The organism is Pontibacillus halophilus JSM 076056 = DSM 19796, assembly GCF_000425205.1.
Classification (GTDB): domain Bacteria; phylum Bacillota; class Bacilli; order Bacillales; family BH030062; genus Pontibacillus_A; species Pontibacillus_A halophilus.
This window is the reverse complement of the sequence record NZ_AULI01000017.1, coordinates 29,996-44,319: the sequence shown is the minus strand read 5'-3', so window position 1 is coordinate 44,319 and position 14,324 is coordinate 29,996. Positions and strand designations below refer to the sequence as shown.

General features: G+C 42.8%; 24 protein-coding genes. All 24 read right to left on the bottom strand.

Annotation, left to right across the window (positions count from 1 at the left end):
* Window positions 1-22: 22 nt before the first annotated feature.
* Window positions 23-1,315: a preprotein translocase subunit SecY gene (secY, locus tag H513_RS0115045; RefSeq protein WP_026801470.1), complete on the bottom strand. Its 1,293-nt coding sequence runs from the start codon at window positions 1,313-1,315 to the stop codon at window positions 23-25.
* A complete protein-coding gene (gene rplO / locus H513_RS0115040; RefSeq protein WP_026801469.1) occupies window positions 1,315-1,755 on the bottom strand; it encodes a 50S ribosomal protein L15 in 441 nt (146 codons plus the stop codon). Before rplO ends, secY begins: the two co-directional genes overlap by 1 nt.
* A 30-nt stretch (window positions 1,756-1,785) precedes the next feature.
* A complete protein-coding gene (rpmD, locus tag H513_RS0115035; protein ID WP_026801468.1) occupies window positions 1,786-1,971 on the bottom strand; it encodes a 50S ribosomal protein L30 in 186 nt (61 codons plus the stop codon).
* Window positions 1,972-1,984: 13 nt separating this feature from the next.
* On the bottom strand, window positions 1,985-2,488 hold the full coding sequence (gene rpsE, locus H513_RS0115030; RefSeq protein ID WP_026801467.1) for a 30S ribosomal protein S5: 504 nt from the start codon (window positions 2,486-2,488) through the stop codon (window positions 1,985-1,987).
* A gap of 20 nt (window positions 2,489-2,508) precedes the next feature.
* Window positions 2,509-2,871, bottom strand: coding sequence for a 50S ribosomal protein L18 (rplR, locus tag H513_RS0115025; protein ID WP_026801466.1), 363 nt, complete (start codon window positions 2,869-2,871; stop codon window positions 2,509-2,511).
* A 33-nt stretch (window positions 2,872-2,904) separates the two neighbouring features.
* Window positions 2,905-3,441 carry a 50S ribosomal protein L6 gene (rplF, locus tag H513_RS0115020; RefSeq protein WP_026801465.1) on the bottom strand — a complete coding sequence of 179 codons (537 nt, stop codon included), beginning with the start codon at window positions 3,439-3,441 and terminating at the stop codon, window positions 2,905-2,907.
* 31 nt (window positions 3,442-3,472) lie between these two features.
* Window positions 3,473-3,871 (bottom strand): 30S ribosomal protein S8, encoded by a 399-nt coding sequence (gene rpsH, locus H513_RS0115015; RefSeq protein WP_026801464.1) that lies wholly within the window; start codon window positions 3,869-3,871, stop codon window positions 3,473-3,475.
* A 29-nt stretch (window positions 3,872-3,900) separates the two neighbouring features.
* A complete protein-coding gene (locus tag H513_RS0115010) occupies window positions 3,901-4,086 on the bottom strand; it encodes a type Z 30S ribosomal protein S14 (protein ID WP_026801463.1) in 186 nt (61 codons plus the stop codon).
* Window positions 4,087-4,116: 30 nt separating this feature from the next.
* Window positions 4,117-4,656, bottom strand: a complete 540-nt coding sequence (gene rplE, locus H513_RS0115005) for a 50S ribosomal protein L5 (RefSeq protein ID WP_026801462.1) — start codon at window positions 4,654-4,656, stop codon at window positions 4,117-4,119.
* 26 nt (window positions 4,657-4,682) lie between these two features.
* Window positions 4,683-4,994, bottom strand: coding sequence for a 50S ribosomal protein L24 (gene rplX / locus H513_RS0115000; protein ID WP_026801461.1), 312 nt, complete (start codon window positions 4,992-4,994; stop codon window positions 4,683-4,685).
* Between the two features lie 47 nt (window positions 4,995-5,041).
* Window positions 5,042-5,410 carry a 50S ribosomal protein L14 gene (gene rplN / locus H513_RS0114995; protein ID WP_026801460.1) on the bottom strand — a complete coding sequence of 123 codons (369 nt, stop codon included), beginning with the start codon at window positions 5,408-5,410 and terminating at the stop codon, window positions 5,042-5,044.
* A 44-nt stretch (window positions 5,411-5,454) separates the two neighbouring features.
* The gene (gene rpsQ / locus H513_RS0114990; RefSeq protein ID WP_026801459.1) at window positions 5,455-5,718 is read right to left on the bottom strand and encodes a 30S ribosomal protein S17; all 264 of its coding nucleotides are present in this window, start codon (window positions 5,716-5,718) and stop codon (window positions 5,455-5,457) included.
* A 20-nt stretch (window positions 5,719-5,738) separates the two neighbouring features.
* Window positions 5,739-5,942, bottom strand: a complete 204-nt coding sequence (gene rpmC / locus H513_RS0114985) for a 50S ribosomal protein L29 (protein WP_026801458.1) — start codon at window positions 5,940-5,942, stop codon at window positions 5,739-5,741.
* Window positions 5,932-6,366 (bottom strand): 50S ribosomal protein L16, encoded by a 435-nt coding sequence (rplP, locus tag H513_RS0114980; protein WP_026801457.1) that lies wholly within the window; start codon window positions 6,364-6,366, stop codon window positions 5,932-5,934. The genes rpmC and rplP overlap by 11 nt, the downstream gene beginning before the upstream one ends.
* 18 nt (window positions 6,367-6,384) lie before the next feature.
* Window positions 6,385-7,023 (bottom strand): 30S ribosomal protein S3, encoded by a 639-nt coding sequence (gene rpsC / locus H513_RS0114975; RefSeq protein WP_026801456.1) that lies wholly within the window; start codon window positions 7,021-7,023, stop codon window positions 6,385-6,387.
* A 3-nt stretch (window positions 7,024-7,026) separates the two neighbouring features.
* Window positions 7,027-7,368: a 50S ribosomal protein L22 gene (rplV, locus tag H513_RS0114970; protein ID WP_026801455.1), complete on the bottom strand. Its 342-nt coding sequence runs from the start codon at window positions 7,366-7,368 to the stop codon at window positions 7,027-7,029.
* A gap of 20 nt (window positions 7,369-7,388) precedes the next feature.
* Window positions 7,389-7,667, bottom strand: coding sequence for a 30S ribosomal protein S19 (rpsS, locus tag H513_RS0114965; RefSeq protein ID WP_026801454.1), 279 nt, complete (start codon window positions 7,665-7,667; stop codon window positions 7,389-7,391).
* Window positions 7,668-7,724: 57 nt separating this feature from the next.
* Entirely contained in the window at window positions 7,725-8,555 is an 831-nt protein-coding gene (rplB, locus tag H513_RS0114960) for a 50S ribosomal protein L2 (protein ID WP_026801453.1), read from the bottom strand.
* A gap of 31 nt (window positions 8,556-8,586) precedes the next feature.
* Complete coding sequence (rplW, locus tag H513_RS0114955) at window positions 8,587-8,880, bottom strand: 50S ribosomal protein L23 (RefSeq protein WP_026801452.1); 294 nt, start codon at window positions 8,878-8,880, stop codon at window positions 8,587-8,589.
* Window positions 8,880-9,500 carry a 50S ribosomal protein L4 gene (gene rplD / locus H513_RS0114950; RefSeq protein ID WP_026801451.1) on the bottom strand — a complete coding sequence of 207 codons (621 nt, stop codon included), beginning with the start codon at window positions 9,498-9,500 and terminating at the stop codon, window positions 8,880-8,882. Before rplD ends, rplW begins: the two co-directional genes overlap by 1 nt.
* A gap of 26 nt (window positions 9,501-9,526) precedes the next feature.
* Window positions 9,527-10,156, bottom strand: coding sequence for a 50S ribosomal protein L3 (gene rplC / locus H513_RS0114945; protein ID WP_026801450.1), 630 nt, complete (start codon window positions 10,154-10,156; stop codon window positions 9,527-9,529).
* 30 nt (window positions 10,157-10,186) lie between these two features.
* Window positions 10,187-10,495 carry a 30S ribosomal protein S10 gene (rpsJ, locus tag H513_RS0114940; protein ID WP_026801449.1) on the bottom strand — a complete coding sequence of 103 codons (309 nt, stop codon included), beginning with the start codon at window positions 10,493-10,495 and terminating at the stop codon, window positions 10,187-10,189.
* Between the two features lie 407 nt (window positions 10,496-10,902).
* The gene (gene tuf, locus H513_RS0114935; RefSeq protein ID WP_026801448.1) at window positions 10,903-12,093 is read right to left on the bottom strand and encodes an elongation factor Tu; all 1,191 of its coding nucleotides are present in this window, start codon (window positions 12,091-12,093) and stop codon (window positions 10,903-10,905) included.
* Window positions 12,094-12,229: 136 nt separating this feature from the next.
* Window positions 12,230-14,308: an elongation factor G gene (gene fusA, locus H513_RS0114930; RefSeq protein WP_026801447.1), complete on the bottom strand. Its 2,079-nt coding sequence runs from the start codon at window positions 14,306-14,308 to the stop codon at window positions 12,230-12,232.
* Window positions 14,309-14,324 lie beyond the last annotated feature (16 nt).

Sequence of the window (14,324 nt, the reverse complement as noted above, 5' to 3'; positions counted from 1 at the left end):
TTATCAATGGAAAACCATCAATTTATTTGATAAAGCCTTTATAGTGACGTTTCACTAATTGACTTTCTAGCTGCTTCATCGTTTCAAGGGCTACCCCTACTACGATTAACAGACTAGTACCACCAATTTGTACACTTTGAGGTAAGTTCGCTAATGTTCCTAAAAGGATTGGCAATACAGCAATCACAGCTAAGAAGATTGAACCTACAAATGTTAAACGGTACATAACTCGTGTCAAATAAGTTTCGGTATTTTTACCTGGACGAATACCAGGAATATATCCACCTTGTTTCTTCAGATTCTCAGCCATTTGTTCAGGATTAACTTGAACAAATGTGTAGAAGTACGTGAATGCGATAATCAACGCAACGTAGATTAGCATTCCAACTGGTTCCTCGTAATTAAATACCCATTCAATCGTATTCGCTATTTCATTATCACCAAAGAATCCAGCAATAGTGCGGGGCGCAATGATGAATGAAATGGCAAAGATAACTGGGATAACTCCGGCTGCGTTTACCTTAATAGGTAAATGGGTAGAGTGTCCACCAACAGGTGAACGGTTAACTAACCGTTTCGCATATTGAACCGGAATCTTACGCAGTGCTTGTTGGATGAAGATAACACCCACAATGATTGCCAATACAACAAGTGCAATTAGCGCTACGATAACAATGTTCAGGAATAGTTGATCCCCAGCATCCTGAAGATACTGTACATAAATCTGATTAACCCCACTTGGGATTGCCGCAGCAATACCAGCGAAGATAAGAATGGATATCCCATTTCCTACGCCGTGGGCTGTAATTTGCTCTCCAAGCCACATGAGAAAAGCTGTTCCACTTGTTAAAACAAGCGCGATGACAAGATATTTCCCGATACCTGGGTTCGATATTAACTGACCGCCAGTCATCGCATTGAAACCAATTGACATCCCAATCGCTTGAATAAACGCAAGAACAACCGTTCCGTAACGTGTATATTGAGCTAGTTTACGTCGACCTACTTCACCTTGTTTCTTTAACTCAGTGAATTTAGGAACAACATCCATTTGAAGCAATTGCATAATGATGGAGGCAGTGATATATGGCATGATTCCCATTGCGAAAATGGAGAATTGCTGTAAAGCTCCGCCTCCAAAAGTATTCAAGAATCCAAACACGTTGTTCTCGTTCATGAAGTTAATTGCATCTCTGTCTGTGAACGGAACAGGGATAAATGTTCCAAGACGAAAGATGACTAACATAATTAGCGTGAAAAAGATTTTGCGCCGTATATCACCCACGCGCATAAAATTGGAGATTGTCTGGAACATTAGATCACCTCTGTTTGACCGCCCGCTGCTTCAATTGCTTCTTTAGCTGAAGCAGAGAACTTATGAGCTTTCACAGTAAGTTTCTTCTCTACGTTACCTTTACCTAGGACCTTAATACCGGACTTAAGTTTACTAACTACGCCTGTTTCAAGTAAAAGCTCAGGTGTAACTTCTGTACCATCTTCAAAACGGTTAAGAGTATCAAGATTAACGATCGCGTACTCTTTGCCGTGAATGTTCGTGAAGCCACGTTTTGGTAGACGTTGGAATAGAGGCATTTGGCCACCTTCGAATCCTGGACGAGTACCGCCGCCGGAACGAGCCTTTTGACCTTTATGGCCACGACCAGATGTTTTACCGTTACCTGTTGCCATACCACGACCTACACGATTACGTGTCTTACGAGAACCTTCTGCTGGTTTAAGTTCGTGAAGTTTCATGAGAGCACCTCCTCTTTACATAAAGTAAAATTATTCTGCTTCTTGTACCGTTACTAGGTGAGACACTTTGTCTGCCATGCCACGGATAGCTGGAGTATCTTCATGCACAACTGTTTGGCGAATCTTGCTAAGACCAAGAGCCTTAACAGTTTGACGTTGACCTTCAGGTCTGCCAATAACACTGCGCGTGAGGGTAATTTCTAACTTTTTAGCCATCTGATTTCCCTCCTTATCCTAACAGTTCTTCTACAGACTTGCCACGAAGTTTTGCTACGTCTTCAGCGCGTTTCAACTCGTCTAGTCCGTTTAGTGTTGCACGTACCATGTTGATTGGTGTGTTTGAACCTAGGGATTTAGATAGAATATCGCCTACACCTGCAAGTTCAAGTACCGCACGTACTGGTCCACCTGCGATAACTCCTGTACCTTCGTTAGCAGGTTTAAGAAGAATGTTTCCTGCACCAAAGCGTCCGTTGATTTGGTGAGGGATCGTAGTACCTACTGTTGGTACTGCAATTAGGTTTTTCTTAGCATCTTCAATAGCTTTACGGATTGCTTCAGGTACCTCTTGTGCTTTACCAGTACCGAAACCAACGTGGCCATTTTTGTCTCCAACAACAACCAATGCAGCGAAGCGGAAACGACGTCCACCTTTAACAACCTTAGCTACACGGTTGACAGTTACAACGCGTTCTTCAAGATCTAATTTATTTGGATCAATTGTTGCACGCATGTGTGTCCCTCCTTTTTCTATTAAAATTTAAGTCCAGTTTCACGAGCGGAGTCAGCTAGAGCTTGCACGCGACCATGATAAAGATAACCACCGCGGTCAAAGACTACAGCTTCATATCCTTTTTCTAGTGCGCGTTTAGCAACTAGTTCACCGACTTTAGCAGCAGCTTCTGTATTTCCAGTTTGTTCAAGGTTGAACTCATTGTCAACAGTAGAAGCGCTAGCTACAGTTACGCCGTTAACATCATCAATTAGCTGTGCATAGATGTGTTTGTTAGAACGGAAGATGTTCAAACGTGGGCGTTCTACAGTACCCGTAACTTTTTTACGAACACGTGCATGTCTTCTTTTACGTACGACATTCTTGTCAGCCTTTGTGATCATCTACAGTCACTCCTTTCTCTTCAGTTAAGAACCTTATTTAGCAGACTTACCTTCTTTACGACGAACAAATTCGCCTTGGTAACGAATACCTTTACCTTTGTAAGGTTCAGGAGTACGGATAGAGCGGATGTTAGCTGCTACTGCACCTACAAGCTCTTTATCGATACCTTTAACGATGATTTGAGTTTGAGAAGGTACTTCAATTTCGATACCTTCGCGGTTCTCGATCTCAACAGGGTGAGAGTAACCAGCGTTTACGACGATTTTGTCACCTTGTTTCATAGCACGGTAACCTACACCAACGATTTCAAGAGTCTTTTGGTATCCTTGGTGAACACCTTCAACCATATTGCCGATGTTACTACGAGTAGTACCGTGTAGCTCGCGGTGAGCTTTAGAATCTGTAGGACGTTCTACAGTAAGAATGTTTTCTTCAATGTTTACTTTCATATCTGGGTGAATTGTGCGAGTTAATTCGCCTTTAGGGCCTTTAACTGTCACTAGATCACCGTCGACTTTGATTTCAACGCCTTCAGGAATCTGAAGTTGTTTTAGTCCGACACGTGACATACCTTTGCACCTCCTATTGTCTCAGTATTAATTACCAGATGTAAGCGAGTACTTCGCCGCCTACTGACTGTTGACGAGCTTCTTTATCAGTTAGAACACCTTTAGAAGTAGAAACAACTGCTACACCTAAACCGTTAAGAACGCGTGGAACTTCATCGGATTTAGCATAAACACGTAGACCAGGTTTACTGATACGTTTGATTCCTGTAATAACACGCTCGTTATTCGCACCGTATTTAAGGAAGATGCGTAGGATTCCTTGTTTATCGTCTTCGATGAATTCGTAATCGCGTACGAAACCTTCACGTTTAAGAATATCAGCAACTTCTTTCTTAAGCTTAGAAGCAGGTACTTCTAGTTTCTCGTGACGTACCATGTTTGCGTTACGGATACGAGTTAGCAAATCTGCGATTGGATCTGTCATGACCATTTCCTATTACCTCCTTCCCTCATTGGGGTTTACCAGCTTGCTTTTTTGACACCAGGAATTTGACCTTTATATGCAAGTTCACGGAAACAGATACGGCAAAGTTTGAAGTGACGCATTACAGAGTGTGGACGTCCGCAACGTTCACAACGAGTGTATTCACGTACTTTGTACTTTTGAGGTCTCTGTTGTTTCGCGATCATTGATTTTTTAGCCACGTTTTTACCTCCTTTTAAAGCTCAACGAGCTTATTTTTGGAAAGGCATGCCCATTTGAGTAAGCAATTCGTTAGCTTCTTCATCTGTGTTTGCAGATGTAACAAGAACGATGTCCATTCCGCGTACTTTATTTACGTTATCATAGTTGATCTCAGGGAAGATCAATTGTTCTTTAACGCCAAGAGTGTAGTTACCGCGACCATCGAAGGCTTTGTTAGAGATACCACGGAAGTCACGTACACGTGGTAGGGAAACAGCAATTAGTTTCTGAAGGAACTGGTACATACGCTCGCCGCGTAGTGTTACCTTCGCACCAATTGGCATACCTTCACGTAGGCGGAAACCTGCGATTGATTTTTTAGCTTTAGTAATCAATGGTTTTTGACCAGTGATTTGTTGTAGTTCTTCAACTGCATCGTCTAATGCTTTCGCGTTTTGAACAGCATCACCGATACCCATGTTGATGACGATTTTGTCAAGTTTTGGTACTTGCATGATTGATTCGTATTCGAATTTGTTCATTAGAGAAGAAACAATTTCATTCGTATACTTTTGCTTCAGTTCGTTCATCAAGTAGCCCTCCTTTCACAGATAGTTTATTTATCTAAAGGTTCACCGGATTTTTTAGCGATACGAACTTTCTTACCGTCACGAACCTCGTAGCCAACGCGTGTAGGTTCGTTCGTTTTCGGATCGATCGGCATTACATTAGAAACATGAATAGGTGCTTCGTGGTTAAGGATCCCGCCTTGAGGGTTATCCTGAGAAGGTTTTGCATGTTTTTTAACAACATTAACTCCTTCTACTAGGACACGCTCTTTCTTAGGGAAGGCTTCAAGAATCGTACCTTGCTTTCCTTTATCCTTACCAGTGATCACCATGACTTTATCACCTTTTTTTACGTGCATGCTTGTGGCACCTCCTTACAAGGCAAATGTTTCGATTCCGTAGTACTTTATAGTACTTCTGGTGCTAGAGAAACGATCTTCATGAATTTCTGATCGCGTAGTTCACGAGCAACCGGTCCAAAGATACGAGTACCACGTGGACCTTTATCGTCTTTAATGATAACAGCAGCATTTTCGTCGAAACGGATGTAAGAACCGTCTTTACGACGAACACCGCTCTTAGAACGTACGATTACCGCACGTACTACTTCACCTTTTTTGACAACGCCACCTGGTGTTGCTTGTTTTACTGTACAAACAATTACATCACCAATATTAGCTGTCTTACGGCCAGAACCACCAAGTACTTTGATAGCTTGAACCTCACGAGCGCCAGAGTTGTCAGCAACTTTTAAACGACTTTCTTGTTGGATCATATCGTTGTAACCTCCCTTCGGAATGTGTTCCGAGCGAACTTTATTTAGATAATAACTGCTTCTTCAACGATTTCTACCAGACGGAAACGTTTAGTAGCTGAAAGTGGACGAGTTTCCATGATGCGAACTACGTCACCTGTTTTCGCTTGGTTTTGTTCGTCATGAGTCTTGAACTTCTTGGAGTACTTAACACGTTTACCGTATAACGGGTGGAACTTGTAAGTTTCAACAAGAACAGTTATTGTTTTATCCATTTTGTCAGAGATGACACGGCCAGTATAAACCTTACGGTTGTTGCGTTCACTCATTGAGGCTAACCTCCTCTCTTTTATCTATTATTAACACCTAGTTCGCGTTCACGAACAACGGTTTTCATTTTAGCGATTGATTTACGAACCTGACGGATACGTGCAGTGTTTTCAAGTTGACCAGTCGCTAGTTGGAAACGTAGGTTGAATAACTCTTCTTTAAGAGACTTAACTTTTTGTTCAATTTCGGCAGTGGTTAGTTCTCTGATTTCATTAGCCTTCATTGATCTCACCACCAATATCTTCGCGTTTTACGAACTTCGTTTTGTTCGGTAGTTTGTGAGCTGCAAGACGAAGTGCTTCACGAGCAACCTCTTCAGATACACCTGCAATTTCAAACATGATCTTACCGGATTTAGTGTTGGCTACCCAACCTTCAGGAGCACCTTTACCAGAACCCATTCGTACTTCCAATGGTTTAGCTGTGTAAGGATGGTCAGGGAAGATTTTGATCCAAACTTTACCCGTACGTTTCATGTAACGAGTCATAGCAATACGAGCAGCTTCAATTTGACGGCTTGTGATACGAGCTGGTTCAACAGCTTGTAGGCCGAACTCACCAAAAGCGACTGTAGTACCACCTTTAGCTTTACCATTGATATCTTGACGGTGTTGCTTACGATATTTAACACGTTTAGGCATTAACATAATGCGAATCCCCCTTCCTTAGTTCTTTTTAGATGGAAGGACTTCACCACGGTAAATCCACACTTTAACACCAAGCTTACCATAAGTAGTGTCAGCTTCTGCAGTGCCATAATCGATGTCTGCACGAAGTGTGTGAAGTGGTACAGTACCTTCATTGTAGTATTCAGCACGTGCGATGTCTGCTCCGCCTAGACGGCCAGATACCTGTGTCTTAATACCTTTCGCGCCAGCGCGCATTGCACGTTGGATAGATTGTTTCTGAGCACGACGGAATGATACACGGTTTTCTAGTTGTTTCGCAATGTTCTCTGCAACTAGGTATGCATCAAGGTCAGCTTTTTTCACTTCAACGATGTTGATGTGAACGCGTTTGTTAGTTAGTTGGTTAAGAGCTTTACGTAGCGCTTCAACTTCAGAACCACCTTTACCGATTACCATTCCTGGCTTAGCAGTATGAATAGTAACGTTAACGCGGTTTGCAGCACGTTCGATTTCAATAGTAGAAACAGCAGCGTCAGTTAGACGTTGTTCTAAGAATTCACGAATCTTAATATCTTCATGTAGAAGATCTGCGTAATCTTTGCCAGCGTACCACTTGGATTCCCAATCACGGATGACGCCAATACGTAGACCTACTGGATTTACTTTTTGACCCACTTCTTATCCCTCCTTCTTTTCTGATACAACAAGTGTAATGTGACTTGTGCGTTTGTTGATTTGACTTGCACGTCCCATAGCACGTGGACGGAAACGTTTCAACGTAACACCTTCGTCTGCGAACACTTCAGAAACCACAAGGTTTTCTGTGTCCATTTCATAGTTGTGCTCAGCGTTAGCGATCGCTGATTTAAGCAATTTCTCAACTACTGGAGAAGCTCCACGCTGAGTGTTTTGTAGGATAGCGATAGCTTCACCTACGTTTTTTCCTCGAATTAAATCAATTACCAAACGAACTTTACGAGGAGCTATACGAACGGATTTCGCAACTGCTTTTGCTTGCATGAATTAGTGCCTCCTCTCATTTAGCGTTTTGTTTTCTTATCATCGCCACTGTGGCCTTTAAACGTACGAGTAGGTGCAAATTCACCTAGTTTGTGACCTACCATGTCTTCAGTCACATAAACAGGTACGTGTTTACGTCCATCATATACAGCGATTGTGTGTCCCACAAAGTTAGGGAAGATTGTAGAACGGCGAGACCATGTTTTAATAACCTCGTGACCTCCGTTTTCGTTCAGTTTCTCAACTTTAACCATTAGATGGTCATCAACGAAAGGTCCCTTTTTTAGGCTACGACCCATAGATAAACCTCCTCTCGTGATTGACGAGCGGGCGATATCACCCGACGTCTAATCCCGTTATTTTTTGCGACGACGAACGATATATTTATCAGACGGCTTGTTGCGTTTGCGTGTCTTGAATCCAAGTGTAGGTTTGCCCCATGGAGACATTGGAGATTTACGTCCGATAGGTGCGCGTCCTTCACCACCACCGTGTGGGTGATCGTTAGGGTTCATTACAGAACCACGTACAGTTGGGCGCTTGCCTAACCAGCGAGAACGACCAGCTTTACCGACGTTAATCAATTCATGCTCAAGGTTTCCTACTTGGCCTACAGTTGCACGGCATGTGCTTAGTACTAGACGTACTTCGCCAGATGCTAGACGTACAAGTGTATATTTGTCTTCACGTCCTAGGATTTGTGCTTGTGCACCAGCAGAACGTGCAAGTTGTCCACCGCGGCCAGGTTTTAATTCGATGTTGTGAATTACTGTACCTACAGGGATATCTTTAAGTTGAAGAGCGTTACCTACTTTAATATCTGCTTCAGGACCAGAGATGATTTGAGTATCAACTTTAAGACCTTTAGGAGCTAGGATATAACGCTTTTCACCATCAACATAGTTAATTAAAGCAATGTTAGCGGAACGGTTCGGATCGTATTCGATCGTAGCAACGCGTCCTGGTATTCCATCTTTATCACGTTTGAAATCAATCACACGATATTGACGCTTGTGACCGCCGCCTTGATGACGAACTGTCAAACGACCTTGGTTATTACGCCCACCTTTTTTATGAAGTGGTGATAGCAAGGATTTTTCAGGTTGATCAGTTGTAATTTCTGCGAAATCAGAAACTGACATGAAACGACGACCATTAGTAGTAGGTCTATATTTCTTAATCGCCATCTTGGTTTCCCTCCTTCATTGAAAGATTTATTTATTCAGCACCCTCGAAGAAATCAAGGTCTTGGCTGTCTGCAGTAAGTTTAACAATCGCTTTTTTGCGGTCAGAACGGTATCCACCGTAACGGCCCATGCGCTTGAACTTACCTTTTTGGTTTAGTGTGTTAACACTTTCAACAGATACGTCAAAGATTGCTTCGATCGCTTCTTTGATTTCTGTTTTGTTCGATTTGTTGCTTACCTCGAACGTGTATTTTTTCTCTGCCATAAGTTCAGCAGATTGTTCTGTAATTACGGGGCGCTTAATAATATCACGTACGTCTTTCATTATGCAAGCACCTCCCCTGCTTTTTCAGCTGCCTCTTTCGTTAAGATCAGCTTGTCATGCATAAGCAAGTCTAGTACGTTTACTTGCTCTACAGTTTTAACAGAAACGTTAGGGATGTTGTTAGCTGAAAGTTCAAGAGTTTCGTTAGCATTAGCTGTTACGAAAATCGCTTTCTCAGCGTTCAATCCTTTAAGGATGTTTGCAACTTCCTTCGTTTTTGGAGTTTCGATTGTTAGATCTTCAAGAACGATTACGCTCTCTTCTACAACCTTTTGAGAGAATGCAGATTGAAGAGCTAGACGACGAACTTTCTTAGGAAGTTTGTAGCTGTAGCTACGAGGTGTTGGACCGAATACAGTACCACCACCAACCCATTGTGGAGAACGAATGGAACCTTGACGAGCGCGTCCGGTTCCTTTTTGGCGCCATGGTTTACGACCACCACCAGCAACTTCAGAACGGCCTTTCACTTTGTGAGTTCCTTGACGTAAGTTCGCACGTTGCATAACAACTGCTTCATGAAGTACATGTTCGTTTGGTTCAATACCAAATACGGCTTCGTTAAGCTCTACATCGCCTACTTGAGAACCGCCTTGGTTATAAAGTGCTACTTTAGGCATGACATATCCTCCCTTCGTATTTAAGTTTAGTTAGCCTTAATTGCACCTGTGATTTCTACGAATGATTTCTTCGCACCAGGGATATTACCTTTAACTAGTAGTAGGTTGTTTTCTTCGTCAACTTTAACTACTTCTAGGTTTTGTACAGATACTGTTTTACCGCCCATGCGACCAGGTAGTTTTTTACCTTTGAATACGTGCATGGAGTTAATGTCACCCATTGTACCTGGACGACGGTGGTAACGAGAACCGTGAGTAGATGGGCCACGTTGTTGGTTGTGACGCTTAATTGAACCTTGGAACCCTTTACCTTTAGAAGTACCACGTACATCGATTTTTTCTCCAGCGGAGAATACATTAACTGTTAGCTCTTGACCAACTTCATAGCTGTCAAGGTTCGCATCACGGAATTCACGAATGAAGCGCTTAGCAGTAGTTTCAGCTTTATCAGCATGACCTTTAGCAGCTTTGTTCGTGCGTTGAGATTTCTTGTCGGCGAAACCAACTTGAATCGCGTTGTAACCATCGTTTTCTTCAGTTTTCTTCTGAAGTACTACGTTAGGTTCTGCTTGAACAACAGTAACAGGTACAAGTTCGCCTGTTTCATCGAAAAGCTGAGTCATACCTAGCTTACGACCTAAGATTCCTTTCGTCATCCGTCACACCTCCTATTAATTTCGTATAGTTTATAATTTAATTTCGATATCCACACCAGATGGTAGATCTAAACGCATTAGAGAGTCAACCGTCTGTGGCGTTGGATTAATGATGTCGATTAGACGTTTGTGTGTACGCATTTCAAATTGCTCACGAGCATCTTTGAACTTGTGCGTTGCACGTAGAATCGTGTAGATAGAACGCTCAGTTGGAAGCGGGATTGGACCCGAAACATTAGCACCAGAACGCTTTGCAGTGTCTACGATTTTCTCAGCGGATTGATCTAGAATACGGTGATCATACGCTTTTAAACGAATACGAATCTTCTCTTTTGCCATTATTTTCCCTCCTTTACTCGCCTATTTGATAACAGACATTCTCCACGAAAATTTATCCTGACAACCAAGCCATGGCAAAGGGGCCGGGTGTGTCAGCAACCTTTCGCTTCATCGCCTTTTATGACCAACATTATTCATTATAAATAAAATTGGTAGTGAATGCAACCCATGAAATTAATTTATATTCACGAAGAAGCACTTTTTGTATTATACAAAGAATATCTGGGTATTTCAAGGAGGTGGGTCGATTTCACGCAATTCTCAAAGCTTTCTATAATGATTCATCAAGAATCTTCATATTATATAAGTAAGAAGTATTCCGTTACATAGAAAGAGCAACCCCACTCGCATTATAAAATACAAAAAAGAGCAGCAGGATCACCTGCTACTCTTTAATAAGAAGTTTATTACTCAACGATTGTAGCAACAACGCCAGCGCCTACAGTACGGCCACCTTCACGGATAGAGAACTTAGTTCCCTCTTCGATTGCTACTGTTGAAATAAGTTCAACGTCCATTTCAACGTTATCGCCAGGCATAACCATCTCTACGCCTTCAGGTAGAGTGATAACGCCAGTTACGTCAGTTGTACGGAAGTAGAACTGTGGACGATAGTTGTTGAAGAATGGAGTGTGACGACCACCCTCATCTTTAGAAAGTACATAAACCTCAGCTTTGTACTTGTGGTGAGGAGTGATAGAACCAGGATGAGCTAGAACCTGACCACGTTTGATGTCGTCGCGGCTAACACCACGAAGAAGAGCACCAATGTTGTCGCCTGCTTCTGCATAGTCAAGAAGCTTACGGAACATTTCAACACCAGTTACAGTAGTCTTAGATTTCTCATCAGCCATACCGATAACTTCAACTTCGTCACCGACTTTGATAGTTCCACGCTCAACACGGCCTGTAGCAACAGTACCACGACCAGTGATAGAGAATACGTCCTCAACTGGCATCATGAATGGCTTGTCGTGCTCACGCTCTGGAGTTGGGATGTAAGCATCAACTTCATCCATTAGTTCGTAGATTGCGTTTACGTATTGCTCTTCGCCTTCAAGTGCTTTAAGAGCAGAACCTTTAACTACTGGTACGTCATCGCCTGGGAAGTCATACTCAGATAGAAGGTCACGTACTTCCATTTCTACTAGTTCAAGTAGCTCTTCGTCGTCTACCATGTCACATTTGTTTAGGAATACAACGATCGCTGGAACACCAACCTGACGAGAAAGTAGGATGTGCTCACGAGTTTGTGGCATTGGGCCATCAGCTGCGGATACTACTAGGATAGCTCCGTCCATTTGCGCAGCACCAGTGATCATGTTTTTAACATAGTCAGCGTGGCCTGGGCAGTCAACGTGTGCATAGTGACGGCTTTCAGTTTCGTACTCAACGTGAGCTGTTGCGATTGTGATTCCACGCTCGCGCTCTTCAGGAGCACCGTCGATTTGGTCGTATGCCATTGCAGTACCTTCGCCAGAACGCTGGTGAAGCACTGTAGTGATTGCTGCTGTTAGTGTAGTTTTACCATGGTCAACGTGTCCAATTGTCCCAATGTTTACGTGGGACTTGGAACGGTCAAATTTTTCCTTTGCCATTGAAAACTTCCTCCTTTAGATATGAAAAATGTATTTTTAAACAATTTATATTGTGCTTAGAAGCAATGTGCTCTTAAAACACAGTTACTTCTAAGCTTACAATACAAGTTATACTTGATGAAAGTCAAAAAATCAATTATTGACCAGAATTTTTCTTAACGATTTCTTCAGAGATGCTCTTCGGCACTTCTTCATAGTGGCTGAAGTGCATTGTATACGCGCCACGACCTTGCGTGTTAGAACGTAGGGCTGTTGCGTAACCGAACATTTCAGAAAGTGGTACATATGCTTTTACAAGCTGAGCAGAGCCACGAGTATCCATACCATCAACACGTCCACGACGGGATGTTACGTCTCCCATGATGTCTCCCATGTATTCTTCTGGAATGACAATCTCTACTTTCATCATTGGCTCTAGAAGAACAGGTTTACACTTGTTCTTAGCTTCTTTAAGTGCCATAGAAGCGGCAACTTTATAAGCCATTTCACTAGAGTCAACATCGTGGTAAGAACCATCGAATAGTGTTGCTTTGATGTCGATTAGTGGATAACCGGCAACAACACCATTGTCCATTGCTTCTTCAACACCTTGTTGTATGGAGTTGATGTAGTCTTTTGGAATAGTACCACCGACGATTTTGTTTGTGAACTCAAAGCCAGCGCCTTCTTCGTTAGGCTCGAACGTCATCCATACGTGACCGTATTGACCACGACCACCGGACTGACGTACGAACTTACCTTCAACGTCCGCAGTACCACGGAACGTTTCACGGTATGCAACCTGTGGGTTACCGATGTTCGCTTCAACTTTGAATTCTTCTTTAAGACGAGAAACGATAACGTCTAGGTGAAGTTCACCCATACCGGAGATGATCGTCTGACCAGTCTCTTCGTTTGTTTCAGTCTTAAATGTAGGGTCTTCTTCTGCTAGCTTAGCTAGAGCGATACCCATCTTATCTTGGTCTGCTTTAGACTTCGGCTCAATTGCAACAGAGATAACTGGATCAGGGAATTCCATAGACTCAAGAATAACAAGATTCTTCTCATCACATAGAGTGTCACCTGTCGCAGTGTCTTTAAGACCTACTGCTGCAGCGATGTCACCAGCATAAACTTCTGAAATCTCTTCACGAGAGTTTGCGTGCATCTGTAGAAGACGACCCACACGCTCACGCTTATCTTTCGTAGAGTTACGAACGTAAGAACCAGAAGAAAGAACACCAGAGTAAACACGGAAGAATGTAAGTTTACCAACGTAAGGGTCTGTCATAACCTTAAAGGCAAGAGCAGAGAATGGCTCTTTATCGTCAGCCTTACGAACGACTTCTTCTTCAGTACGAGGTACGAAACCTTCGATTGGTTTAACATCTAGTGGAGATGGTAGGTAATCTAGTACCGCATCAATTAGAAGTTGAACACCTTTGTTCTTAAAGGCAGAACCACAAAGAACTGGGTAGAAATCAACGTTTGTTGTAGCTGTACGAATAGCAGCCATCAACTCTTCGTTTGTAATTTCTTCACCTTCTAGATATTTCATCATAAGTTCTTCGTTAGACTCTGAAACAGCTTCGATTAAGCTGCCACGGTATTCTTCAGCTTGCTCTTTGTATTCTTCAGGAATATCACGAGCTTCAGCACGTGTACCTAAATCATCCAAGTAGAAGTAAGCTTGCATACCGATAAGGTCAATAACACCTTCAAAGTGGTCTTCAGCACCGATTGGTAGCTGGATAGGGTGCGCATTTGCACCAAGACGATCTTGAAGAGTACCAACGGAATATAGGAAGTCAGCACCTACTTTGTCCATTTTGTTTACGAAAACAATACGTGGTACGCCGTAAGTGGTTGCCTGACGCCAAACCGTTTCTGTCTGTGGCTCAACACCGGATTGGGCGTCAAGTACAGCAACAGAACCGTCAAGTACACGAAGAGAACGTTCAACTTCAACAGTGAAGTCTACGTGTCCAGGTGTATCGATAATGTTGATGCGGTGATCTTTCCATTCTGCAGTAGTTGCAGCGGAAGTGATCGTAATACCGCGTTCTTGTTCTTGGGACATCCAGTCCATTTGGGAAGCACCTTCGTGTGTTTCACCTAACTTGTGGATACGCCCAGTGTAGAAAAGGATACGCTCGGTAGCAGTGGTCTTACCAGCGTCGATGTGGGCCATGATACCGATATTACGCGTCTTTTCCAAGGAGAACTCTCTTGGCATGGTTCTTTCTCCTTCC

Coding starts and splice junctions, on each gene's coding strand:
- rpsS (WP_026801454.1), bottom strand. CDS start 7,667: ATGGGTCGTAGCCTAAAAAAGGGACCTTTCGTTGATGACCATCTAATG.
- rpsQ (WP_026801459.1), bottom strand. CDS start 5,718: ATGAGTGAACGCAACAACCGTAAGGTTTATACTGGCCGTGTCATCTCT.
- rplN (WP_026801460.1), bottom strand. CDS start 5,410: ATGATCCAACAAGAAAGTCGTTTAAAAGTTGCTGACAACTCTGGCGCT.
- rplW (WP_026801452.1), bottom strand. CDS start 8,880: ATGAAAGACGTACGTGATATTATTAAGCGCCCCGTAATTACAGAACAA.
- rplR (WP_026801466.1), bottom strand. CDS start 2,871: ATGATCACAAAGGCTGACAAGAATGTCGTACGTAAAAGAAGACATGCA.
- fusA (WP_026801447.1), bottom strand. CDS start 14,308: ATGCCAAGAGAGTTCTCCTTGGAAAAGACGCGTAATATCGGTATCATG.
- rplC (WP_026801450.1), bottom strand. CDS start 10,156: ATGACGAAAGGAATCTTAGGTCGTAAGCTAGGTATGACTCAGCTTTTC.
- rpsH (WP_026801464.1), bottom strand. CDS start 3,871: ATGGTCATGACAGATCCAATCGCAGATTTGCTAACTCGTATCCGTAAC.
- rplO (WP_026801469.1), bottom strand. CDS start 1,755: ATGAAACTTCACGAACTTAAACCAGCAGAAGGTTCTCGTAAGACACGT.
- rpsE (WP_026801467.1), bottom strand. CDS start 2,488: ATGCGTGCAACAATTGATCCAAATAAATTAGATCTTGAAGAACGCGTT.
- rplV (WP_026801455.1), bottom strand. CDS start 7,368: ATGCAAGCAAAAGCAGTTGCGAAATCCGTTCGTATAGCTCCTCGTAAA.
- rpmD (WP_026801468.1), bottom strand. CDS start 1,971: ATGGCTAAAAAGTTAGAAATTACCCTCACGCGCAGTGTTATTGGCAGA.
- secY (WP_026801470.1), bottom strand. CDS start 1,315: ATGTTCCAGACAATCTCCAATTTTATGCGCGTGGGTGATATACGGCGC.
- rplD (WP_026801451.1), bottom strand. CDS start 9,500: ATGCCTAAAGTAGCACTTTATAACCAAGGCGGTTCTCAAGTAGGCGAT.
- rpmC (WP_026801458.1), bottom strand. CDS start 5,942: ATGAAGGCTAATGAAATCAGAGAACTAACCACTGCCGAAATTGAACAA.
- rplX (WP_026801461.1), bottom strand. CDS start 4,994: ATGCACGTAAAAAAAGGTGATAAAGTCATGGTGATCACTGGTAAGGAT.
- rpsJ (WP_026801449.1), bottom strand. CDS start 10,495: ATGGCAAAAGAGAAGATTCGTATTCGTTTAAAAGCGTATGATCACCGT.
- tuf (WP_026801448.1), bottom strand. CDS start 12,093: ATGGCAAAGGAAAAATTTGACCGTTCCAAGTCCCACGTAAACATTGGG.
- rplB (WP_026801453.1), bottom strand. CDS start 8,555: ATGGCGATTAAGAAATATAGACCTACTACTAATGGTCGTCGTTTCATG.
- rplF (WP_026801465.1), bottom strand. CDS start 3,441: ATGTCACGTGTCGGACTAAAACAACTTCAGATTCCTGAAGGCGTTGAA.
- rplE (WP_026801462.1), bottom strand. CDS start 4,656: ATGAACGAACTGAAGCAAAAGTATACGAATGAAATTGTTTCTTCTCTA.
- rplP (WP_026801457.1), bottom strand. CDS start 6,366: ATGTTAATGCCTAAACGTGTTAAATATCGTAAGCAACACCGTCAAGAT.